Source organism: Achromobacter colocynthidis, from assembly GCF_057334535.1.
In genome coordinates this window covers 86,222-109,336 of record NZ_JBHFIZ010000035.1, presented here as the reverse complement: position 1 = coordinate 109,336, position 23,115 = coordinate 86,222, and the positions used below count along the sequence as shown (strand labels likewise).

Here is a 23,115-nt window from a genome sequence, read left to right as displayed (position 1 = left end):
GCGCGTTGTACGTCGGGGTTCTTGCCCCGGAGTTCGCGCGCTCCACCCATCCTACGACTTGCCTATTTTGTGCACCGAGGCGATACCATCACGCCTTGCCGTATCCTCCACCCCCGGGGGTTTCGACCACGAACACGTCGCCCGGCTGCAATTGGGCGCTGTCTTGCGGGCCGAGTTCCTCGATGGAACCATCGACGCGCTCGATCGAGTTTCGGCCCATCGCGCCAGGCTGTCCGCCCGCCAGGCCGAACGGCGCGTAGCGGCGGTTGTTGGACAGGATAGCTGCCGTCATGTCTTCCAGGAACCGAATGCGGCGCACACCGCCCTCGCCGCCCGGATAGCGGCCCGCGCCGCCGGAACCCTTGCGAATTTCGTAGGACTCCAGACGCACGGGGAAGCGGAACTCCAGCACCTCGGGGTCCGTCAAGCGCGAATTCGTCATGTGCGCCTGCACCACCGACGTGCCGGCGAAGCCCTCGTCCTGCGGACCCGCCGCGTCGATGCGTACCGGGCCCGCCCCCGTGCCGCCCGAGATGGTCTCGTAGTACTGATGGCGCGCGTTGCCGAAGGTGAAGTTGTTCATCGTGCCCTGGCTGGCCGCCAGCACGCCCAGCGCGCCGTACAGCGCGTTGACGATGCACATGGACGTTTCCACGTTGCCCGCCACCACCGACGCGGGCGGGTTCGGGCGCAGCATCGAGCCTTCCGGCAGGATGATCGACAGCGGCGCCAGGCAGCCGTCGTTCAGCGGGATGTCGTCGTTGACCATGGTGCGGAACACATACAGCACCGCGGCCACGGCAATCGCGCCAGGCGCGTTGAAGTTGTTGTCCAACTGCGGTGACGTGCCGGTGAAATCGACCACCGCGCTACGCGCCTGCGTATCCACCTTCACCGCCACGCGTATCACCGCGCCGTTGTCCAACGGGTATTCGTAGCTGCCGTCCTTCAGCACCGAGATCACGCGGCGCACCGCTTCTTCAGCGTTGTCCTGCACGTGGCCCATATAGGCGCGCACCACATCCAGGCCGAAGTGGTCGCACATGCGCAGCAGCTCTTGTACGCCCTTCTCGTTGGCGGCGATCTGCGCGTGCATGTCGGCGATGTTCTGATCCGGATTGCGCGCGGGCCAGCGGCCCGAGCCCAGGATGTCGCGTGCGGCCTGCTCGCGGAATTCGCCGTTCTTCACCAACTGGAAATTGGTGAAGAGCACGCCCTCGTCTTCGACCGTCTTGGAATCGGGCGGCATGGAACCCGGCGTCGTACCGCCGATATCCGCATGGTGCCCACGCGAACCGACGTAAAACAGGATCTCGCGGCCGGCGTGGTCGAACACCGGGGTAATGACCGTCACGTCGGGCAAGTGCGTGCCGCCGTGATAAGGGTCGTTCACCACATAGGCGTCGCCCGGCATCATGCGGCCCGCGTTGGCGTTCATCACCGTGCGCACCGATTCACCCATGGACCCCAGGTGCACGGGCATGTGCGGCGCATTGGCGATCAAACGGGCTTGCGCATCAAAAATGGCGCACGAGAAGTCCAGGCGTTCCTTGATGTTGACGGAATACGCCGTGTTCTGCAGGCGGTAACCCATCTGCTCGGCAATCGACATGAAGAGGTTGTTGAACACCTCCAGCATGACCGGATCCGCCTGCGTGCCGATGCGGCGCCGATCGGCACGCGCCTCGACACGCCGGATCACAAAATGGTCTTGCGATGTCAGTTCCGCTTGCCAGCCGGGTTCGACAACGGTCGTCTGATTGGGCTCGGAGATGATGGCGGGACCCGCCACCACGTCGCCGCCCGCCATGTCTTCACGCACATACAAAGGCGTCTCGCGCCATTCACCCGCGCTGTACATGTTGACCACGCGGCGGGCCGACAGGGCGCCGTCCCGGGTGCGCGAGACCGATGCTTCGCCAACGCGCTCACCGCCACCGGTGGCTTCCACCGAAATGGTTTCAACGACCAGTTCGCGATTGGGCATCAGGAAGGAATAGCGCTGCCGATACGCGGCTTCAAAATCGCCACGTGCCTGCTCCAGAGTGGAAAAGGCGACTTCCAGCGCCGTATCCGTGCCCCGGTATTTCAAATGCAGGCGGCGCTGCACGCTGATGTCGCCATCCGGCACATGCTGGCGGCGAAGCTCGCCCACCGCCTGGCCGGCCAGCACATCCAGTTCGTCCTTCAACTCGCCCATCAGGTCGGCGTCCAGCACTTTTTCAACCGTCTTCTGGCGCATGTCGGTCTGGTCGGCCAAGCCCATGCCATAGGCCGACAGCACGCCGCCCAGCGGGTGCGCGAACACCGTCGTCATGCCCAGCGCATCGGCCACCAGGCAGGCATGCTGCCCGCCCGCGCCGCCGAACACGGTCAGGGCATATTCCGTGACGTCGTGGCCGCGCTGTACCGAGATGCGCTTGATGGCTTCCGCCATGTTGCCGACGGCGATTTCCAGGAAGCCTTCGGCCAGTTGCTCCGGCGTCATTTCGCGGCCGGTGGCGGTGCGCACCTCGTCCGCCATGGCCGTGAAGCGCGCAACCACGGCGTCGCGGTCCAGCGCTTCGTTGGCATCGGGGCCAAAGACCTTGGGGAAGAAGTCCGGCTGGATCTTGCCCAACAGCACATTGCAGTCCGTCACCGCCAGCGGGCCGCCACGGCGGTAGCAGGCGGGCCCGGGGTTGGCGCCCGCCGAATCCGGGCCGACGCGCAGGCGCGCGCCGTCGAAATGCAGGATGGACCCGCCGCCTGCCGCCACGGTGTGGATGCTCATCATGGGTGCGCGCATGCGCACGCCCGCCACCTGGGTTTCGAATTCGCGTTCGAACTCGCCCGCGTAATGCGACACGTCGGTGGACGTGCCGCCCATGTCAAAGCCGATGACCTTGGGGAACCCCGCGATTTCGCTGGTGCGCACCATGCCGACGATGCCGCCGGCCGGGCCGGACAGAATGGCGTCCTTGCCACGGAAACGGTGCGCGTCGGTCAGGCCGCCGCTGGATTGCATGAACATCAGGCGGATGCCCGGTAGTTCACCCGCCACTTGATCCACGTAGCGCTTGAGGATCGGCGACAGGTAGGCGTCAACCACCGTGGTGTCGCCGCGCGACACGAATTTGATCAGCGGGCTGACTTCGTGCGAGGCCGACACTTGCGTGAAGCCCACTTCGCGGGCGATGCGAGCCGCGCGTTGTTCATGGCCGGTGGCGTGCCAGGCGTGCATGAACACAATGGCCACTGCGCGGATGCCGCTGTCGTAGGCGGCCTGCATGCCCGCGCGCAGGCCGGCTTCGTCCAGGTCGCGGATGACTTCGCCATCGGCGGCCACGCGCTCGTCGGCTTCGACGACGGATTCATAAAGCATTTCGGGCAGCACGACATTGCGGTCGAACAGCCGGGGCCGGTTCTGATAGGCGATCCGCAACGCATCGCGAAACCCGCGCGTCGTCACGAGCAGCGTGCGTTCGCCCTTGCGTTCCAGCAAGGCGTTGGTGGCGACGGTGGTGCCCATCTTCACGCACTCAACCTGCTCGACCGGCACGGGCTGGCCGGGCGCAACGCCCAGCAGCTTGCGAATGCCGGCCACGGCCGCGTCGCGATACTGCTCGGGGTTTTCCGACAGCATCTTCGCCGTGGTGGTCGTGCCATCGGGGCGACGCGCCACGATGTCGGTGAAGGTGCCCCCACGATCGATCCAGAATTGCCACTTCTTCATGCGTGATCCTTGAAAACCCACGGCCACGGCGCGTGCCGCCGCAGTCGGGTTGCGGTGTGCCGGGCCATGCCCGAACAGATTCAGAGTGAGGTTGCCGCCCGTGCGGCCTGGTCGTACAGGCCCGATAGCGAGCGCAATGCATGCGCCAGTTGACGGCTGAAATCCAGCCCGCCCCCGCCTGGCCCGTCCAGACCGGCGGTAAGGCATTGCTCGCGGATTTCGCCGTAGCGCTTGAGGATGGTCGCGCCGTCCGGCGTGACGCTGTAGAACACTTCCTTGCTGCTGCGTTCGCCCTTGACCACGCCCAGGCGCTCCAGCTTCTTCAGCGCGTAGCTGACGATGTGGGTGTCTTCGACGTTGAGCGTGAAGCAGATGTCGGCAAGCTTCTTGGCGCGTTGCCGGTGGTAGACATGGTGGAACACCATCACGTCGGTAGGCGTCAGGTCGGGCAACCCGGCCGCCGCCATGCAGCGCACGGTCCAGCGGTCAAAAGCATGGCTGGCGATCATCAGGCCGAATTCGACTTCGGACAGATCGGGCGCACTGCCGCCGGCAAGGTGGGCCGACGAGGCTATCAACGTGGGGCTCATGGAACGCTCGAACCAAGTTTATCTGGTCGAAATACTAATAATTTATGTGCATTTCATCCATAAAAAATAAGCGCCAAACGACCGAAAACGGCCGTTTCAAGGGAATACCCCTAGCGTTGTGCAAGTGGAAATGACGCCGGAGGCGGCTTGACGTGCCTACGGCGCGGTCCAGCCCATGGGCAGATTGGCGCGGATGAGCCAGCCCGCAATCGAAATGCGCGGCGCGATGTCGGGCATGGGGTCGCCCGGGCCAAACCAGCGCGCATCGGCGATCTCGTCTTCCTGCACGCGGATGTCGCCCGAGACGTAGTCGGCGGTGAACGCCACCATCAGCGAATGTGGAAACGGCCAGGGCTGGCTGCCGAAATACTGCAGGTTGCCGACCTTCAGGCCGACTTCCTCGTAGACCTCACGATGCACGGTTTCTTCGATGCTTTCGCCCGGTTCCACAAAGCCCGCCAGCGCCGTATAGCGGGACGTGGCGGTGGTGGTGTGGCGCGCCAGCAGAATGCTGTCGCCCTTGCGGATCAGCACCATCATGGCCGGCGAGATGCGCGGGTAGGCTGAGAAGCCACAGGACGGGCAGCGCAGGCAGAATTCGTGCGCCACGCGCTCGGCGGGCGTCCCGCAGGCGCCACAGAACCGATGCGTGCGTGCCCATTCGGCGATCTGGTAGGCACGGCCCGCCAGCGCCATGCGCTCGTCGTCCAGCACGCCGAACAGCGAGCGCAGCTTCTTGAAGGCATAGCCTTCGGGCGCCTCCAGCGTGGGGTCCACGTGCATCGTCCGATACGGGGAATCGGGCGTGGTCCAGATCGGCTGCAAGGCCGGCAGGGCCAGGCCGATGCGTTCGCACAACGCCAGGTCCGGCAACAGGCTGGACGCTTCTTCAACCAGCAACTCATCTCGGCGGAAAACGAAATTCACAAGTGACCTCTGCGGCACGCATTCAACAGCCGCAATCTTAGAAGAAAAAACGGGGGGCTGAATGCCGGGTGTCCATGGGGTGCACAACGATTTAACCTTCAACGAATTGGCACGCCCAAGCCTAGGATTAACCCGTAAACCCGCGTTTTTTCTGCGCGATGGTGCCGCGCAGCACCATAGAATGGCACGGCTTTCAAGCCGCGCACGATCCGCGCAGCAGACTCTTTCAAGAATGCCTATCGGGCACAACCCGTCTTCACCATTCGCACAGAAGGACCATCCATGTACAAGAAAATTTCAATGCTGGCCGGCAGCATCGTCCTGGCGTTCAGCGCCGGCGCACAGGCCCAAACCAAGTGGGATTTGCCCAGCGCCTACCCGGCCAGCAACTTTCATGTTGAAAACCTGACGACCTTCATCAAGGACGTGGATACGCTGTCGCAAGGCAAGCTGAAGATCCAGCTGCACAACAATGCCTCGCTGTACAAGGCGCCGGAAATCAAGCGCGCCGTGCAAGGCAACCAGGCGCAGATCGGCGAAATCCTGTTGACCAACTTCGCCAATGAAGACCCGATCTACGAACTGGATGGCCTGCCCTTCCTGGCCACGGGTTACGACGCTTCGTTCAAGCTGTACCAGGCGCAAAAACCCTTCCTGGAAAAGAAGCTTGAGTCGCAAGGCATGATGCTGCTGTACGCCGTGGCGTGGCCGCCCCAAGGCATCTTCGCCAACAAGGAAATCAAGCAGATCAGCGACATGAAGGGCTTGAAGTGGCGCGCGTATAGCCCGGTCACGGCCAAGATCGCTGAACTGGTGGGCGCGCAGCCCGTCACGGTGCAGCAGGCTGAACTGGCGCAAGCGCTGGCCACCGGCGTGATCGATTCCTATATGTCGTCGGCCTCCACCGGCTACGACACCAAGACCTACGAGTACATCAAGAAGTTCTACGACACGCAGGCCTGGTTGCCCAAGAACGCCATCATCGTGAACAAGAAGGCCTTCGACGCGCTGGAGCCCGCCACGCAGGACGCCTTGAAGAAGGCCGGTGCGGAAGCCGAGGCGCGCGGCTGGAAGCTGTCGCAAGAAAAGAACAAGTGGTATCAGGAACAGTTGGCCAAGAACGGCATGGAAACCGTGCAGCCCACCGTCGAGCTGAAGGAAGGCCTGTCGGTGATTGGCAAGCGCATGCTGGATGACTGGCTGAAGAAGGCCGGCGCGGACGGCAAAACCATGATCGACACCTACAAGAAGCAGTGATATTTCCATGCGCCGCTTTTTAGATGGTCTTTACGGCGCGGCCGGCCTGTTGGCCGGCTTGTGCACGATCGGCGTCCTGGTGTCGGTGCTGGCGGCGATCATCGCCCGCCAGCTCGGCTGGAACATTCCGGGCACCGATGCGTATGCAGGCTACTTCATGGCCGCGGCGGGTTTTCTGGCGTTGGCCAGCACGTTCAAGCACGGCGAACACATCCGTGTGACGCTGTTGCTGAATTCGCTAGCACCGGCCGGCAGCCGCCGGCTGGATATTTTTGCACTGGCCGTTGGCTCGCTACTGGCTTCGGCCTTTGCCTTCTTCAGCATCAAGCTGACGTACGACTCCTGGCTGTACAACGACATCTCCACGTCCAACGACGCCACGCCGCTCTGGATTCCCCAGATCAGCATGGCGGTGGGCACGGTCCTGTTCCTGGTCGCCCTAGTCGACGAACTGGTCCGTCGTTCACGCGGCGTGGCCGCCGCTACCTCGCAGCAATCTCATGAATGAACTTCTTGTCATTACCCTATTGGTCGTCTCGATCTTCGTGCTCTTGGGCTGCGGGGTCTGGGTCGGCCTGACGTTGGCGGGTACGGCGTGGATCGGCATGGAGATCTTCTCCAGCCGCCCGGCGGGCGACGCCATGGCCGTTACCATCTGGGGCGCCTCGTCCAGTTGGACGCTGACCGCCCTGCCCTTGTTTCTGTGGATGGGTGAAATCCTGTTCCGCACGCGGCTGTCCGAAGACCTGTTCAAGGGACTGGCGCCGTGGCTGAACCGCTTGCCGGGCCGGCTGCTGCACACGAACGTGATCGGTTGCGCGATTTTTGCCGCCGTGTCGGGGTCGTCTGCCGCCACCTGCGCCACCGTCGGCAAGATGACCATTCCCGAACTGACGCGCCGCGGTTACCCCGAGGACAAGATCCTGGGCACGTTGTCAGGCGCGGGCACGCTGGGCCTGTTGATTCCACCGTCCATCATCATGATCGTGTACGGCGTGGCGGCCGACGTGTCGATCGCCAAGCTCTTCATCGCGGGCATCTTCCCCGGGGCGCTGCTGGCCTTGCTGTTCATGGGCTACATCGCTTTGTGGGCAATACGCAATCCCGGCCAAGTGCCGAAGGCGGATCCCGGCATGTCGTTCATGCAGAAGCTGTCGCAATCGCGGCATCTTATTCCCGTCATGGTGCTGATCGGGGCCGTGCTGGGCTCGATCTACAGCGGCATCGCCACGGCCACGGAAGCGGCGGCGGTGGGCGTGGTGGGCGCATTGATCCTATCGGCACTGCAAGGCTCGTTGAACCGGTCAACCTTCAAGCAATCACTGCTGGGCGCTACCCGGCTGTATTGCATGATTGCGCTGATTCTGGCGGGTGCGCAGTTCCTGACGCTGGCGATGGGCTATATCGGCCTGCCACGCGCGCTGGCCGAATGGATCGGCGGGCTGGGCTTGTCGCAATTCGGCCTGATCATGGCGCTGATGGTGTTCTTCGTGGTGCTGGGTTGCTTCCTGGACGGCATTTCGATCGTGGTGCTGACCATGGGCGTGCTGCTGCCCACGGTCCAGGCCGCGGGCATTGACCTGATCTGGTTCGGCATCTTCATCGTGTTCGTCGTGGAAATGGCACAGATCACGCCACCTGTGGGCTTCAACCTGTTCGTGCTGTCCGGCATGAGCGGGCGCGAACTGCCCTACATTGCGCGGGCCTCGATGCCGATGTTCCTGCTGATGATCGTGGCGGTGCTGTTGCTGTACTTCGTCCCCGGCATCGCGACGTGGCTGCCTCTGCACATGACGCTGTGACGCCTTAGGGCTGCATGCAAGACCGGTCGCTTCAGGCGGCCGGTTTTTTTTCGCCCGCGCGCTCCCTTTTCTGCTTTCCGCGTTCTGTAAACCAGGGAAAACGCCAAATCCAATTGGGCACTACAGCAGCGCCAATTTTCTTAGAATCCCCTGGCGCCAAAGGGCTGCACCAAGTTGGCGCAGCCGTTTCGCAAACCCCATTGGGCCACTGCTCCGGACCCGCGCTGAATCCAAAGCGTCGGTGCAAGGGCCCAGCGTCGGACCACCCTTCCGGCGCAATACCTCCGGCCACAAGCCGGGTGCAATCAAAAAAAATCAGCTACACAGGAGGAGTCTCGAATGAAACGCATCACCCTTACGCTCGCCGCAGCAGGCCTGGGCCTGGCCGCCGGCGCCGCTTCGGCGGAAACCAGCGTGACCCTGTACGGTATCGCCGACGTCAGCATCCGCTATCTGAGCACCAGCGCCGGCAGCGTTGGCCAGGACGGCAGCCGCATTTCGATGGAAAACGGCGCCATCTCGAACAGCCGTTGGGGCCTGCGTGGCTCGGAGGACCTGGGCAATGGCAATCGCGCCTTCTTCCGCCTGGAAAACGGCTTCAACATGCAGAACGGCAATTCGTCGGCCACGGGCAAGACGTTTGGCCGCCTGGCCTACGTGGGCCTGGATGGCGGCAACATTGGCCAACTGACGCTGGGCTTGCAGAACACGCCGATGTTCGACCTGCTGGCCGACCACTTCGACCCGCTGACCGTGGGCAACTACGATCAGAACGCCTGGTTGCCCGCTGCGATGTCGCGCGTGCGCACCAACAACATGACCAAGTATTCCAACACCATTGGCGACCTGTCATTGGCGTTGTCGTGGGCCAACGGCGAAAGCTGGGAAGACCGCAAGGCCGGCCAGCAATACGGCGCCAGCCTGCGCTACATGGTTGGCAAGCTGGGCCTGGGCGCGGCGTATCAGCAGACCTACGACGGCCTGGATTCCGACCTGCGCCAGCGCGTCTGGAACTTGAACGCGTCCTATCAGTTCGACAGCGCCAAGGTGTTCGTCGGCTACTTCAACGGCCGCGACGAAACCGGCTGGGTCAATGCCGTCATGGGTGGCGCCACCGCCACCGCCGGGCTGGACCGCAAGGACAACGGCTACTTCGCCGGCGTCACCTGGCAAGCCACGCCGCGTTGGGCCATTACCGGCGCCGGCTACTACGACCAAAGCAAGAACGTGGTTGAAGACGGCGACAAGGGCAAGCGCTATGCGCTGGTGGCCGTGGCCGAATACGCGCTGTCCAAGCGTTCGCAGGTCTACGGCACCGTGGACTGGAACAAGGTCAGCAACGCCGCCAGCAACGAAATTGCCGGCAAGAACCATCAGGTGGGCGCGGCCGTGGGCTTCCGCCACATTTTCTAAAGCCTGGCGTTTTCCAAAAAAAGACCCATCGCTTTGTTGTGATGGGTCTTTTTTTTACAGCATGGCCATTCGGCTGTTGACCAGGTCGGTCACCAGCATGTGCCCCGGGGCGTGCGTAATGCAGAACTCTGGCCGCACGGACGACACCACCGACTGCGGCGTTACGCCGCAAGCCCAGAACACCGGCATTTCGCCGGGGCGAATCTCAACCGCGTCGCCGTAATCCGGCCGGTTGATGTCCGCGATGCCGATCAATGCGGGGTCGCCGATGTGCACCGGCGCGCCATGCACGGACGGAAAGCGCGACGTCACCTGGATGGCGCGGATGGCATCCGCCGCCTTCAAGGGGCGCATGGACACCACCAAGGGGCCGCTGAACGAGCCGGCCGGATTCGTGGGGATGTTGGTGCGGTACATGGGCACGTTGCACCCCTGCTCGATGTGGCGCACCGGCAAGCCGTTGTCCAGCATGGCTTCTTCGAACGAAAACGAGCAGCCGATCAGGAACGACACGAGATCATCGCGCCAGATATCGCGCACTTCGGTGGGTTCGGCCACCAGCTCGCCGTTCTTCCAGACGCGGTAGCGCGGGATATCGGTGCGAATGTCGATGTCCTCGCCCAATTCCGGCAAAGCCGGGTTGCCGGGTTCGGACATGGCCAGCAAGGGGCAAGGCTTGGGGTTGCGCTGGCAGAAATGCAGAAACTCGGCGGCCAGCGCGCGTGGCAGGATGGCCAGGTTGGCCTGCACGTGCCCCGGCGCCAGGTTGGCCGTGGGGCCGGTCAGACGCCCGCTGCGGGCGTCCAGCCGGGCCTGGCGGGCCAGTTCGACACTATTGCGTACTACGTCGACGGGCGACATGACAATTCCTTTTGATGCGGGTTGTGAGGCGCTTGGCGATCAACGTCCGGCAAGCAGCGCTTCAACCGCCAGGCCCACGGCCAGGATGCGGCGGTCGGCGCCGTTGCTGCCGGAGATCATCAAGCCCACGGGCGCCGTGCCCGGCGCATGGCACGGCAGGGACAGCGCGCAGCCGTCCAGGAAGTTGATCAACGTGGGGTTGCGCAGGATCAGGCCGTTGGCCGCGTAATAGGCTTCGTCGGAAGCCACCAGGTCCGCCACCGCCGGCGCCACGATGGGCGTGGTGGGCATGATGAGCGCGTCGTACCCGGCAATGCGGTGGTCCACCGCGGCCACCCAGGCTTCGCGCGCGTCCAGCAGGTCCAGGTAGTCGGCGGCGCTCATGTCCTGGCCGCGCATGATGCGCGACACCACGCGCGGGTCGTAGCGCTTGCCGGCGCGCGCGATCAGGTCGCGGTGCCAGGCCCAGGCTTCGGCCGCCGTGAAGCCGCCCTTGCTATTGATGTTGCCCAGTTCGGCGAATTCGGGAATGGCGATTTCCTCGACCAGCGCGCCCGCTTCCTTCAGCTTGGCCACGGCAGCGGCAAAGCTGTCGGCCACGTGCTTTTCCATGGCGTCCAGCGCCAGGGTGGTCGGCACGGCCAGGCGCAGGCCGCGCAGCGCCATGGCCTCGGGCACCGGGCCACCGTCGCCGGACAGGATGGCATCCAGCTCGGCGCAGCAGCGCACGCTGCCCGCGATGGGGCCGATGGAATCCAGGTTGGCCGACAGCGGCAACACGCCCGTCATGGACACGCGCCAGGCGCTGGGCTTGAAGCCCGTCAGGCCGCACAGCGCGGCCGGAATGCGCACCGAACCGCCGGTGTCCGAACCGATGCCGGCAACGGCCATGCCGTCGGCAACCGACACCGCCGCGCCCGACGATGAACCACCCGGAATGCGGCCGGTGCCACGATCGTAGGGGTTCAGCGGCGTGCCGTAGTGCGGGTTGATGCCCAGGCCCGAATAGGCGAATTCGGTCATGTTGGTGCGGCCGATGATGACGGCACCGGCGGCGATCAAACGCTGCACGACTTCGGCGTTGGCGTCGGCCGCGGGCTCGCCTTCGCGCGCGACGGAACCGGCCATGGTGGTTTCGCCCTCGATATCAAACAAGTCCTTGATGCTGATCGGCAGGCCTTCCACCGCCGAGCGCACGATGCCGGCTGCGCGCAGGGTGTCGGAAGCGCGGGCCTGGGCCAACGCCGATTCGGCATACAGCTTGGTGAACACGCGCGCGCCCTCGCCCGCCGCATCCTGGGCGCGTGCCAGCGCCAGTTCGGTCAGGGCGACCGACGTGGTACGGCCTTCACTCAGGGCCAAGGTCAGTTCATTCAAGGTCGAAACCATCTTTGTCCTCGTGCCGACTTGCGGCGTAAAAGTGCGGACAGGCGCAACCTTGAGAAAAGGCGCGCCTGGCGTTCAATGCGATCAGGATCCGGAACCGGAATCAGGCCACCACGGGCAGCGATTCAACATGATAGCGGTGGCTGATCGTGCGCTGGCGGCGCGGGTCGAACAGTTCCATGGTGAAGTCGGCAGCGGCGCGGATGCCGCCAATGGCGCCCACCGTGCCGCAGGTCATGCCCGCGCCTTGCGGCAGCACGGCCGCGCCGCCGGTGTAGCCGGCGATCAGGTCTTGCGGCGTGCGCAGCGTGGACAGCGGGCCTTCCTGGTACAGCACCTTTTCGCCGTTTTCGACGATGTACGAGCGGATGACCAGTTCGTCCCAGTAGTCCGCCACGTCGGCCAGGCGCCAGGCTTTGGTTGCCACGGGCTTGACGCAGACCTGCTTGGACATGGCGACGCTGACGGTCTCCAGCTTGCGGTCGGTATGGTCGGACGCGATGCTGACGTACATCTCGCCGTCCACGGCGAACACGAAGGTTTCCACTTCGCCCGACGAATCCTCGCCCACGGCCTGCACTTGCGTGGCCTGGGTCAGTTGGTTGTCGGCGATGCGGTAGTACAGCGGCACGCTGGTCGGACGCGGTACGCCGATGGCGGCCAGCTCTTCGATGTGGTGCTCAATGGCGGCCATGTCGCGTCCGGCCCAGCCGGCCACGATCAGGGTGTTGAAGTCCACTTCCACCTGGCGGGGATTGGCGTCGTCGATGTTGAATATGGCTTTCATATCAGTCCTGCGGAAATAACGGGTGGAAAACGGTGCGGCCACCCATGGGCCGCACCCGGTTCAAACAAGCAATCAACCAAAGGCGCGCGGCAACCACAGCGCGATGTCGGGCCAGAACGCCAGCAAGGCCAGCATCACGAACATGGCGGCCACGAACGGCAGGCTGCCGACAATGACGGCGCCCATCGAACCGCTCTTGCGCAGGCTTTGCACCACGAACAGGTTCAGGCCCACGGGCGGCGTGATCAGCGCGGCTTCGACCAGGATGATGATGACGATGCCCAGCCAGATCGGGTCGTAACCCAGCGCAATCATGATGGGCGCCACGATGGGGATGGTCGTGATCATCATGGACAGCGTTTCCATGAAGCAGCCCAGCACCAGGTAGAAGATCACCACGATCACCAGCATCCAGCCGGGCGACAGGCCCAGGCCGGTGATCGACTTGGTCAGCGCGTCGGTCAGGCCGGTGGCCGACATGACGAAGTTCAGGAAGCTGGCCGCGATGACGATCAGCATGATCATCGCCGTGGACCGCATCGTGCCCTCCATCACTTCGCGCAGCATCGTCCAGGACAAGCGGCGGAACCAGGCGGCCAGGATGAACGCGCCCAGCACGCCCAACGCGGCGGCCTCAGTCGGCGTGGCCAGGCCCGCGTAGATGGAACCGACCACCAGGAAGAAGATGCCCATGGGCGGCGCCAGGTGCACCAGGCTGGCCAGGCGTTGGCCCCAGCTTGCGTGGATCTTCTTGCCACCCCATGACGGCTTGGCGACGCACGCGATGACAATCATCAGCATGAACAACGCGGCCATCGCGAAGCCGGGAATGATGCCGGCCAGATACAGCTTGGGCACCGACGAATTCGTCAGCACGCCATAGATGACCAGGTTGATCGACGGCGGAATCAAGATGCCCAGCGTGCCGCCCGCGGCCAGACTGCCCAGGAACAGCGGTTCGTTGTAGCCGTACTTGCGGATCTGCGGAATGGCGACGGTACCCACGGTGGCCGCGGTGGCCACGCTGGAACCGGACGTGGCCGAGAACAAGGTGGAGGCGCCGATGTTGGCGTGCATCAAGCCGCCCGGCAGCCACGACAGCCACAGGCTCATCGCGCCGTACATACGTTCGGCGAAACCCGCGCGCAGCAGCACTTCGCCCAGCATGATGAACAGCGGAATCGCCACCAGCAGGAACTCGTTGTTCGAGCTCCAGGAAATTTCACCGATGGCGCGCGACAGCGGCAGCATCGAGAACAGCGGGTCCAGGATGAGGCCCAGCACGCCCAGTGCCGCGCCCACCGGAATGGACAGGCCGATCAGCACCAGCAACAACGTCAATGCGGTGGAAATCATGCCGCTTCTCCCTTCACCATGCGCTCGCCCGCGGCGGCTTCTTCTTCAGCTTCTTCCTGCGCCGAACGAACGCCGCAGATCTGCTTGACCAGTTCGATATCGCCCGTGACCAGCGCGGCCGAGGCGCGCGTCAGCATCAGCGCAACGGTGATGCACATCCAGGCCAGGCCCAGCAGCCACAAGCCCTGCGGAATCCACAAGGGCGTGGCCAGCGGCGTGTTGGCCGTGGACTTCTGCGCCCACGAGGTTTGCACCACGTCGTAGGCGTAATACGTCAGGAACACCATGAAGACGGCCATCGCCACCATGGAAATCCAATCCAGCACGGCCGACAGGCGTACCGGCAAATATTGGTAGAGCACGTCAACGCGCACGTTGGCGCGCTGCAAGGTGGCGAAGGCCAAGGCCCAGGACGTGCTGATGGCGAAGGCGTAGCTGGAAAGCTCATCGGCGCCGCCGGTGGTAAAGCCCAGGAATTTGCGGGCCAGCACGTCGAAGGAGATCAGCAGCACGCTGGCCACCGTCAACGCGCCGCCGGCCCAGACGGCTGCGCGCGACAAGCTCTCGGCGCGCCGCAACAGACCGCCCAACAGGCGGAAGTTTTCGGTTTGGGTCATGGATAGCACCTCTGCGGGCATGCGCCCGGTATGACTAGCGGGAAAAACGCGCCGCCGCGCGATGCGGCGGCGCTGTCCAGCGCTTACTTGCTGGCAGTCAGGCCCAGCGTCTTGCCGATGGTGGCGTTGTAGTCCTTCACGCACTGTGCCGAGCAACGGGCGGCCCACTTGGGCAGCACGGCTTCCTGGGCAACCTTCTTCAGCAGCGCGCGGTCAGCGTCGGACGGCTGAACCAGAACCATCTTGCCCTTGACCGGGAACGGGCAAGCAGCGGCGCCCGTGTTGCAGTCATAGCCTTCCTGCGTCTGGCGCGCGGCGGCATCCCAGATGTTGTCGACCAGCGTCTTCACGTTGGTTTGCAGGAACGTGCGAACGGCGGGGTCCAGCTTGTCCCAGGCCTTCTGGTTGACGGCGTGGATCTGCTGGTTCCAGTTGATCGGCAGCGCGACCAGGTGCGTGGACACCTCGTACCACTTGGCCGAGTAACCCGACAGCGAACCGGTGATGGCGCAATCCACCACCTTGTTCTGCAAGGCAGGCACCACTTCACCGAAGGCCATCGTCACGCTGGAACCGCCCAACGCTTCGACGAATTCAGCCGTGGTGCGGCTGCTGGTGCGGACCTTCTTGCCCTTGATGTCGGCCAGGCCCTTGATCTCGGCGTTGCAGAACAGCACTTGCGCGGGATAGGTGGAAATGCCCAGCAGCTTGACGTTGTTGCCTTCGCCGTAAAGCTTGGCGTAGACGGGTTCGAAGGCATCGGTCACGGCACGGGCGGTCTTGACGTCAGGCGCCAGGCCAGCCAGGTCGATGGCTTCGTTGATGGGGTTGTCGCTGGCGAAGTACGACAGCGTGGCGGTGCCGAATTCAATCACGCCTTGCGACATCAAGCGCAGCAACTCGGGACCCTTCAGGCCCATTTCGTTGAAGCCCTTGATTTCGGCCGTGACCTGGCCCTTGGACAGCTCGGGAATGGTCTTCGTCCAGAACGGCTTTTCGTAGTCGTTATAGGCGGTCAGGTTGGACAGGCCTCCCACGACCTTCAACTGGGTTTTGGGCAGGTCCTGCGCGTGAACGGCGCCGGTCAGCAAACTGGCGGCGACGGCGGCGAAAACAAGAGACTTCTTCATGGACAAAACTCCTGGCTGGCGGGATGGTCTGCGCACGCGGGATCCCGTTACCCCGATCACGTGCGGTTTGGGTTCAGGTGGTCAGGCGCGATGAACGCGCGCTGCGCGTGGCCGAGGACGTGGCGCCAGGGTCTGCAATTGGATCGAGTGACTATTCATGCTTTTCCCCCGCACTGTGTATCCAGGCGTTGCATTCTTGATGTCTCGCCATTGCATCCGCCAGGGCAGGAAGCGTCCAATCGTATGTTGCGATGTGGGGGTATAAATATTTCTTGGGTCTCGCCCGGCGGCGCGGACTGAATTCACGCAAACGACGGCCTGGCGCGGCGTTGCAGGCGGTTTCACGCCCGCCCGCGCATGACTGACGATACCCCCGGCGGACCCGTGCCGGCCCCTGACCAGGGGAAAACACCTAGGTAGGAATTCCGTTTCCGGCCTGCGCCGCGACCTTTTGCGCCATCTGCGCAATCACCCTGACCGCGTGGCTGTCCGGCCCCTGCACCCAGCTTGCGGTGAAGCTCAACTCGGGCAAGGGGTCGGCCTGCACGCGCAAGATGCGCAGTTCGCCGCGCGCCAGTTCCTTGCCCAGGAACACCGGCGCGATCACGCTGGTGCCGATGCCGTCCTGCGTCATCCGCACCACCATGGACATGGATGCGCTGCCATACATGCGCGGCGAGGCCACGCCGGCGCGCGTCAGCATGTCGCGCACCACGCGGTACGGCGAACTATTGGACGGATACGTGATGATGGGCAGCTTGCCGATGCGCTCAAGCGTCAGCGGCTCGGGGCCCAGGTCCAGCGTGGGGCTGGCCCCCCAGGCCAGCGGATAGCTGCACAGCGCCAGGTTTTCAACGCGCGCCTCAAGCACGGGCCCCATCAGGAAGGCCAGATCGATCTGGCGCGACATCAGGTGCGGACGCAGCACATGGGTGGTGTCCACCTCAATCTCCAGCACCAACGCCGGGTAGGTCGAATGAATCAGTTCGATCAGCGTGGGCAGCCAGGTCTGCACAATGGTTTCGGCCACGCCGATGCGCACGGTGCCGGTCATGACGTTTTGTTCGCGCGCGGCCTCGAACATGTCGCGCCGCACTTGCAGCATGCGCTCGGCATGCGACAGCAGTTCGTGGCCCTTGGCGGTGAGCTTGACGCCGCGCGCGTCGCGCTCGAAGAGCCGCACGCCCAGGTCCGCCTCAAGCGAGGCGATGCGCTGCGACACGGCGGGCTGCGTGGTGTTTAGCTTGTCTGAGGCAGCGCGGAAGCTGCCCAGCGTGGCGACCCAAAAAAAAGTTTCGACGTTACGTAGTTCGATCATTGGCCTGTTCCCCCGGCGCGATGAGCGTATCATGGCAGCCGCCCATTTCCCCATCAGGAGCCCGTCCATGTCCCCGGCCGATCCAGGTCGCCCACAAGCCCCCGCGCCCGCTTCGCGCGGCCCGCTCGTCGGCATCTTGCTGCTGGTGCTTTCGATGTGGACGCTTTCCTGTCTGGACGCCAGCGGCAAATGGGTCATGAATGCGGGGGTGCCGCTGCTGGTGCTGTCGTGGTTCCGTTATGTCGTGCACCTGATCCTGGTGCTGGCGCTGGTGTTGCCGACGCGCGGGCTTCGGGTGCTGCGCAGCAACAAGCCGCGCGAACAACTGATCCGCGGTGGCTCCATGTTCCTGGCCACGCTGATGTTCTTCACGACGCTCAGCTACATCCCCCAGGCCGAGGCCACGGCCATCAACTTCCTGGCGCCCTTGCTGGTGCTGTCGGTGGCGCCCTGGGTCCTGAAAGAGCCCGCCCGCATGTCGCGCTTCGTGGCGGCGGGCATTGCGTTTATCGGCGTCATCATCGTGATCCGACCCGGCGGCGGCTTGCACCCGGTCGGCACCATTTTCGGTCTGCTGACAGCCTGCTGCTTCGCCGCGCAGTTCATCGCCACGCGGCGGGTCGCGGGCGATGATCCCTTTACCTCGCTGATCTGGAGCGGCGCGGTGGGTACCGTTTGCCTGACCGTGACCCTGCCCTTCGTGCTGCCGGCGGCACTGCCGGTCTTGCAGGGGCTTTCCGGCTTCGATTGGTTCTTGCTGATCTCGACCGGCCTGACTGGCGGGGTGGGCCATCTGTTCCAGATCGCCGCTTACCGCCGAGCCCCGGCGTCCACGCTGGCGCCTTTCATTTATTTGCAGATCATCAGCGCCACGTCCGTGGGCTGGCTGGTCTATGGCCATTTCCCGGACCCACTGACCTGGCTGGGCATCGCCATCATCTGCGCCAGCGGCATCGGCATCGGGTTGATCGAATGGCGCCGCAGTGTTGCCACCAGCGCGGCAGCCGCCAGGGCCACTGTTCGCTAGGCTTGGGGCTAGACCCACAGCCGGACCCACGGCCAAACCCAAGGTCAGGCCCACGGCGCAACGCATGACGGGGCCGAGGGCGGCGCGCGTGCGACCGCTCCCGTACAATGCTCGTCGCTTTTTGCGCTTTCGCGCTTAGGCTCCCAGCATCCGGCATTTCCCCGAGCGAGGTCTTCATGGTCATCAAGCCCCGTGTGCGCGGCTTTATCTGCGTCACCACCCATCCCGTTGGCTGTGAAGCCAACGTCAACAAGCAGATCGACTACGTTCGGGCACAAGGCCCCATCGCCGGGGGCCCGAAGCGCGTGTTGGTGCTGGGCGCGTCAACCGGCTACGGCCTGGCCGCCCGCATCAGCGCGGCCTTCGGCTGTGGCGCGGAAACCTTGGGCGTGTTTTTCGAACGCCCCGCCGACGCCGCCAAGGCCGGCACGCCGGGCTGGTACAACACCGCCGCCTTCCACAAGGCGGCCCAAGCCCAAGGCCTGACCGCCACCAGCATCAACGGCGACGCCTTCTCGGACGAGATCAAGCAAAAGACCATTGCCGCCATCAAGGCGGGCATGGGCCAGGTGGACCAGGTCATCTACAGCCTGGCCGCCCCGCGCCGCACCCACCCCAAGACGGGCCAGGTGTTCAACTCCACGCTCAAGCCCATCGGCAACGCGGTCAACCTGCGCGGGCTGGACACCGACCGTGAAGTGGTCAAGGAGTCCGTGCTGGAGCCGGCCACGCAAGCCGAGATTGACGCCACCGTGGCCGTCATGGGCGGTGAAGACTGGCAGATGTGGATCGACGCGTTGCTGGATGCCGGCGTGCTGGCTGAAGGCGCCACGACGACGGCCTTCACCTACCTGGGCGAAAAGATCACGCACGACATCTATTGGAACGGGTCGATCGGCGCGGCCAAGAAGGACCTGGACGAGAAGGTGCTGGACATTCGCGCCAAGCTGGCCGCGCGCGGCGGTGACGCCCGCGTGTCAGTGCTGAAAGCCGTGGTCACCCAGGCCAGCTCGGCCATTCCGATGATGCCGCTGTACCTGTCGCTGCTGTTCAAGATCATGAAGGCGGAAGGCTCGCACGAAGGCTGCATCGAGCAGGTGTACGGACTGTACAAAGACAGCCTGTGCAGCGACACGCCCATCCTGGATGAGCAAGGCCGCCTGCGCGCCGACTACAAGGAACTGGACCCGAAGGTGCAGGCACAGGTGCAGGCGCTATGGACCCAGGTCACCAGCGACAACATCTACCAACTGACCGACTTCGCGGGCTACAAGCAGGAATTCCTGCGCTTGTTCGGGTTCGAGATCGATGGAGTGAATTACGACGCCGATGTGGATCCGGCCGTGGAAATTCGCGGCCTCGTTTGATCGCGGGTTGATCGCGGGTTGATCGCGGGTTGATCGCGGGTTGATCACATTCTGTGGCCTGCGCGCCGGGCTTGCCCGGCCGCGCACAGCCCGTCACAGATAATCCAGCGTCACCAAACGATGCGGTACGGCCACGCCGCCAGGTCCGCCGGGCAAGGGCCGAAGCGCCTTCGTACTGACCTTGACGACACTTTCACTCGTCACCGGCTGTCTGCCCGGGGCAGGCATGCAACTGACCCGATGCGCGCCCTGCCCGGCTGCGGGCACGCGGCTCGCCTGACATCGGGTGGGTTCCACAATCGAGCCGGAAAACCGGATGATGCCGCCCGCGGCACTGACCGTCATCGGGGTCAGCAAGGCAGCTAGAGACAGGACAAGCGCTGAACGACAAACAGTCATGGCGGCTCCAGAGCGAGGCAACGTCTGGCGCGCACGCTTGCCCGCCAAACTGCATTCCCTCGACATCGCCGTGGCATCAGGCCGGCGTCAAAGCGCTGCTAGGCAGGCGCCGTGGCGAATTCCATGTCTCGGTTGCTAATCAGACTACTCTGAAGCATTTATCGTATCAATCTGCATTAAGTCTAAAAACGCCGCTTACTTCGGGTTTTTCGTCAAGATCAATTCCAAAAGCCTATCCAGCCCCCCTTCATCGATCACCACATTGACGGTTTGTCGTACGACGGACTTGGCTCGGTAGCCGACCGACAAGCCAGCGGCGCGCATCATCGGCAAGTCGTTCGCGCCGTCGCCCACGGCAATCGCCCGATCCAGCCCCACCCCGCGCTGCGCGCACACCTCGGCCAATTTGCGTCGCTTTTCCTCGCCGTCGCAAATGTCACCCCAAGGCTGCGGCACAAGCTTGCCGGTGAGGCGCCCATCAAGCACCTCCAGCACATTGGCGCGCACGTCGTCCAGCCCCAAACGCTGACGCAGGCGGTCCGTGAAGCAGGTAAAGCCGCCCGTCACCAACAGGCAGGTCAGACCCGCCGCCTTGCAAGCGGCAATCAGGGTTTCTGCGCCGGGATTGATGCGCACACGTTCGTCATAGACCTTGTCCAGCAAGGTTTCGGGCATGCCGGCCAATAACGCCACGCGGTCGCGCAGGCTTTGCTTGTAGTCGGTGATGTCACCGCGCATGGCGGCTTCCGTCAGCGCCGCCACTTCGGTTTTCTTGCCCATCAGATCGGCCATTTCATCCAGCGTCTCGATCGAAATCAGCGTGGAATCCATATCGAACGCAATGACCTTGTAGTCCGACAAGGCCAACGGTGGCGTGATGCCGCGCCAGTGCAAGCCAGGAACGGTGGACGAATAAAGCATGGAAATCCTTGTCTAGGCGGGAATGGGCAAGCTGGAACGCTGGGCGCACAGCCAGCTGATGAACAATTGGGCGGATGCCGAGGCCGGACCGTCCTGCCGATACATCGCATGGATGCCGGCGTTGGGCAGGTGCGGGTGCGGGAACAAGGGGCGCAGGCGGTCGGCGCGGATGTCGTCTTCCAACAGGCACCAAGGCGCCAGCGCGATGCCCAGGTCGTTCATGGCCGCCTGCATGCACAAGAACTGGTGGTCAAACACCGGCCCCGGCAATTGCGCCGGCACGTCCACCTTGGCCAGCGCGAACCAGCGCGGCCAATGATCCATGCCGCCCGAGATCTTCAACAGCGGATGGCCCAGGCAGTCGGCCGGCGTGTTCAGCCGGTTGCGGTCGATGAAGCGCGGCGACGCGACGGGCACGTGGAAGTCGTCCAGGCAATGCACGCAAGCCAGGTCGGAATGCGCCATGAAGCCATGCCGGATCAGCACATCGCTGCCGGGGTCACCGCCACGATCCAGGAAGGGGCGCGCCTGCGTGCTCAGTTGCACGTCGACACCGGGATGCAGCACCTGGAAGGTCGACAGGCGCGGGATCAGCCACTTCATCGTCAGCGAGGGCGTGGCGCACACGCGCAGCACACCGCCGTGGGCGGGTGATTTCAGCTTGGCCGTGGCGACGGCGATGCGTTCCAGGCTGGCCTGCACTTCGGGAAAATACGCCTGCGCGCAGGGCAGCAACGCCACGCCGCGTGCCTCGCGCGCAAACAGCGGCTGCCCCACATACTCTTCAAGAATGCGTATTTGCTGGCTGACCGCGCTGTGCGTGATGCTGAGTTCGTCGGCGGCGGCCGTGAAGCTGCGCAAGCGCGCCGCGGCTTCGAACACGCGCAGGGCTTTCAACGGCGGCAGGGTCTGCCCGGCCATTTCAGCGGTCGCCCGCCCAGGCGCCGGCCAGGCGCAAGTCTGTGCTGCTCTTTCCCACGTTTACCCTTGTCGTCTAATTATTGGCGGCGCGGCCATGCCACGCCTGCGCTGTTCTGCCGCATTCTAGGGGATAGCGGCGACGGCGACCTCTTAGAAAATCTAACGCCATGCCTTAAAAAACACTGCTGGTCGCCAGCCGGGCGCGTTCCTATGATGCCGTGAACCCAAGCAGGAACGGACTATGGCATCGATCACGGTAGACGGCATCGCCAAGACTTTTGGCGGACAGCAGGTGTTGCGCAATTTGTCGCTGCACATTCCCGACGGCGCGTTCTACACGCTGCTGGGTCCCAGCGGCTGCGGCAAGACCACCTTGCTGCGCTGCATAGCAGGCTTTTACGCGCCGGACGGCGGTCGCCTCTTGTTCGACCAGGACGACGTCACCCATGTATCGGCGCACCGCCGCGACATCGGCATGGTGTTCCAGGACTACGCGCTGTTCCCCGACAAGAGCGCGTTCGACAACGTGGCCTACGGCCTGCGTGCGCGCGGCGTGGCTCGCGCAGAAACCACGCGGCGCGCCAACGAAGCGCTGGACAAGGTTGGGCTGCTCTCATTGGCCGACCGCTACCCCGCCCAGATGAGCGGCGGCCAACGCCAGCGTGTCGCCCTGGCGCGCGCGTTGGTGATCCGGCCGCGCGTGTTGCTGATGGATGAACCGCTGTCGAATCTGGACGCCAAGATGCGCTTGCAGATGCGCGACGTCATTCTGGATCTGGTGCGCGAGGCCGGCATCACGACCGTGTTCGTCACGCACGACCAGGAAGAAGCCCTGGCGATGTCCGACCGCATCGCGATCATGGACCACGGCAATATCGCGCAACTGGGCACGCCCGAGGAACTCTATGGCACGCCGGTCAACGCCTACGTGGCGGACTTCATCGGTTCAGCCAACGTGATCCCGGTGCCGGCACAGACCGGCCTGGCGGGCGCGCCGGAAGGACACGTGCGCTATGAATTGTGTGGCCTGCGCTTTGATGGTGTGCAGGGCAGCGCGCAGCTGGACGCCAGCGGCGTGCTGATTGCCCGCCCGGAAGAACTCGCGCTGATGGCGCCCGCGCCCTACGTCCCCAACACTCTGCCCGGCACGGTGCTGCGGCGCCAGTACCTGGGCTTCAAGACCGCCTACCGCATCGCGTTGGACAACGGTTCAGAGATCCGCGTCGAACTGCACGCGGGCAACATGGTGGCGCAGTTCCAGCCCGGGCAAGCCGTGCAGGTGCTGATCCCCGCCGACAGCCGCGTCGTGAACGCCTGAGGA

Annotated in this window: 19 protein-coding genes; 7 read left to right on the top strand and 12 right to left on the bottom strand. The window is 64.2% G+C overall.

The window, feature by feature from the left end; genetic code table 11:
- Window positions 1–88 precede the first annotated feature (88 nt).
- The 3 genes from ACE04A_RS16315 to nudC all read right to left on the bottom strand — a co-directional run bounded on the left by ACE04A_RS16315 (window position 89) and on the right by nudC (window position 5,232).
- Window positions 89–3,715, bottom strand: coding sequence for a hydantoinase B/oxoprolinase family protein (locus ACE04A_RS16315; RefSeq protein WP_485820304.1), 3,627 nt, complete (start codon window positions 3,713–3,715; stop codon window positions 89–91).
- An 80-nt stretch (window positions 3,716–3,795) separates the two neighbouring features.
- Window positions 3,796–4,305, bottom strand: a complete 510-nt coding sequence (locus ACE04A_RS16310) for a winged helix DNA-binding protein (RefSeq protein ID WP_438859798.1) — start codon at window positions 4,303–4,305, stop codon at window positions 3,796–3,798.
- Between the two features lie 156 nt (window positions 4,306–4,461).
- Window positions 4,462–5,232 (bottom strand): NAD(+) diphosphatase, encoded by a 771-nt coding sequence (gene nudC, locus ACE04A_RS16305; RefSeq protein ID WP_259247849.1) that lies wholly within the window; start codon window positions 5,230–5,232, stop codon window positions 4,462–4,464.
- Between the two features lie 282 nt (window positions 5,233–5,514).
- Between nudC and ACE04A_RS16300 the strand changes: the two genes are divergently transcribed.
- The 4 genes from ACE04A_RS16300 to ACE04A_RS16285 all read left to right on the top strand — a co-directional run bounded on the left by ACE04A_RS16300 (window position 5,515) and on the right by ACE04A_RS16285 (window position 9,704).
- Entirely contained in the window at window positions 5,515–6,489 is a 975-nt protein-coding gene (locus ACE04A_RS16300; RefSeq protein WP_279996153.1) for a TRAP transporter substrate-binding protein, read from the top strand.
- A 7-nt stretch (window positions 6,490–6,496) separates the two neighbouring features.
- The gene (locus ACE04A_RS16295) at window positions 6,497–6,997 is read left to right on the top strand and encodes a TRAP transporter small permease (protein WP_279996152.1); all 501 of its coding nucleotides are present in this window, start codon (window positions 6,497–6,499) and stop codon (window positions 6,995–6,997) included.
- Complete coding sequence (locus ACE04A_RS16290; protein WP_100855902.1) at window positions 6,990–8,291, top strand: TRAP transporter large permease; 1,302 nt, start codon at window positions 6,990–6,992, stop codon at window positions 8,289–8,291. Before ACE04A_RS16295 ends, ACE04A_RS16290 begins: the two co-directional genes overlap by 8 nt.
- 339 nt (window positions 8,292–8,630) lie before the next feature.
- Window positions 8,631–9,704, top strand: a complete 1,074-nt coding sequence (locus tag ACE04A_RS16285) for a porin (RefSeq protein WP_448718751.1) — start codon at window positions 8,631–8,633, stop codon at window positions 9,702–9,704.
- Window positions 9,705–9,758: 54 nt separating this feature from the next.
- On the opposite strand, the gene ACE04A_RS16280 is transcribed toward ACE04A_RS16285, so the two are convergent.
- The 7 genes from ACE04A_RS16280 to ACE04A_RS16250 form a co-directional block, all read right to left on the bottom strand.
- Window positions 9,759–10,565, bottom strand: coding sequence for a putative hydro-lyase (locus ACE04A_RS16280; RefSeq protein ID WP_448718750.1), 807 nt, complete (start codon window positions 10,563–10,565; stop codon window positions 9,759–9,761).
- 39 nt (window positions 10,566–10,604) lie between these two features.
- Window positions 10,605–11,954: an amidase gene (locus ACE04A_RS16275; protein ID WP_279996149.1), complete on the bottom strand. Its 1,350-nt coding sequence runs from the start codon at window positions 11,952–11,954 to the stop codon at window positions 10,605–10,607.
- Window positions 11,955–12,054: 100 nt separating this feature from the next.
- On the bottom strand, window positions 12,055–12,738 hold the full coding sequence (locus ACE04A_RS16270; protein ID WP_279996148.1) for a DUF2848 domain-containing protein: 684 nt from the start codon (window positions 12,736–12,738) through the stop codon (window positions 12,055–12,057).
- Window positions 12,739–12,810: 72 nt separating this feature from the next.
- Window positions 12,811–14,094, bottom strand: coding sequence for a TRAP transporter large permease (locus ACE04A_RS16265; protein ID WP_279996147.1), 1,284 nt, complete (start codon window positions 14,092–14,094; stop codon window positions 12,811–12,813).
- On the bottom strand, window positions 14,091–14,711 hold the full coding sequence (locus ACE04A_RS16260; RefSeq protein WP_279996146.1) for a TRAP transporter small permease subunit: 621 nt from the start codon (window positions 14,709–14,711) through the stop codon (window positions 14,091–14,093). Before ACE04A_RS16260 ends, ACE04A_RS16265 begins: the two co-directional genes overlap by 4 nt.
- A gap of 83 nt (window positions 14,712–14,794) precedes the next feature.
- Window positions 14,795–15,841, bottom strand: a complete 1,047-nt coding sequence (locus tag ACE04A_RS16255) for a TRAP transporter substrate-binding protein (RefSeq protein ID WP_100855909.1) — start codon at window positions 15,839–15,841, stop codon at window positions 14,795–14,797.
- Between the two features lie 412 nt (window positions 15,842–16,253).
- Window positions 16,254–17,159 carry a LysR family transcriptional regulator gene (locus tag ACE04A_RS16250; protein ID WP_485820303.1) on the bottom strand — a complete coding sequence of 302 codons (906 nt, stop codon included), beginning with the start codon at window positions 17,157–17,159 and terminating at the stop codon, window positions 16,254–16,256.
- A 67-nt stretch (window positions 17,160–17,226) separates the two neighbouring features.
- On the opposite strand from ACE04A_RS16250, the gene ACE04A_RS16245 reads away from it, so the two are divergent.
- Together ACE04A_RS16245 and fabV are read left to right on the top strand one after the other, a co-directional pair.
- Complete coding sequence (locus ACE04A_RS16245) at window positions 17,227–18,186, top strand: DMT family transporter (RefSeq protein ID WP_279996144.1); 960 nt, start codon at window positions 17,227–17,229, stop codon at window positions 18,184–18,186.
- Window positions 18,187–18,362: 176 nt separating this feature from the next.
- Complete coding sequence (fabV, locus tag ACE04A_RS16240) at window positions 18,363–19,553, top strand: enoyl-ACP reductase FabV (protein WP_485820302.1); 1,191 nt, start codon at window positions 18,363–18,365, stop codon at window positions 19,551–19,553.
- 594 nt (window positions 19,554–20,147) lie between these two features.
- Here the strand turns inward: fabV and serB are convergent.
- The gene (gene serB, locus ACE04A_RS16235; protein ID WP_438858975.1) at window positions 20,148–20,873 is read right to left on the bottom strand and encodes a phosphoserine phosphatase SerB; all 726 of its coding nucleotides are present in this window, start codon (window positions 20,871–20,873) and stop codon (window positions 20,148–20,150) included.
- 12 nt (window positions 20,874–20,885) lie between these two features.
- Complete coding sequence (locus tag ACE04A_RS16230; RefSeq protein ID WP_448718748.1) at window positions 20,886–21,794, bottom strand: LysR substrate-binding domain-containing protein; 909 nt, start codon at window positions 21,792–21,794, stop codon at window positions 20,886–20,888.
- Between the two features lie 241 nt (window positions 21,795–22,035).
- Here ACE04A_RS16230 and ACE04A_RS16225 point away from each other — a divergent pair, with 241 nt between their 5' ends.
- On the top strand, window positions 22,036–23,112 hold the full coding sequence (locus tag ACE04A_RS16225) for an ABC transporter ATP-binding protein (protein WP_448718747.1): 1,077 nt from the start codon (window positions 22,036–22,038) through the stop codon (window positions 23,110–23,112).
- Window positions 23,113–23,115: the final 3 nt, after the last annotated feature.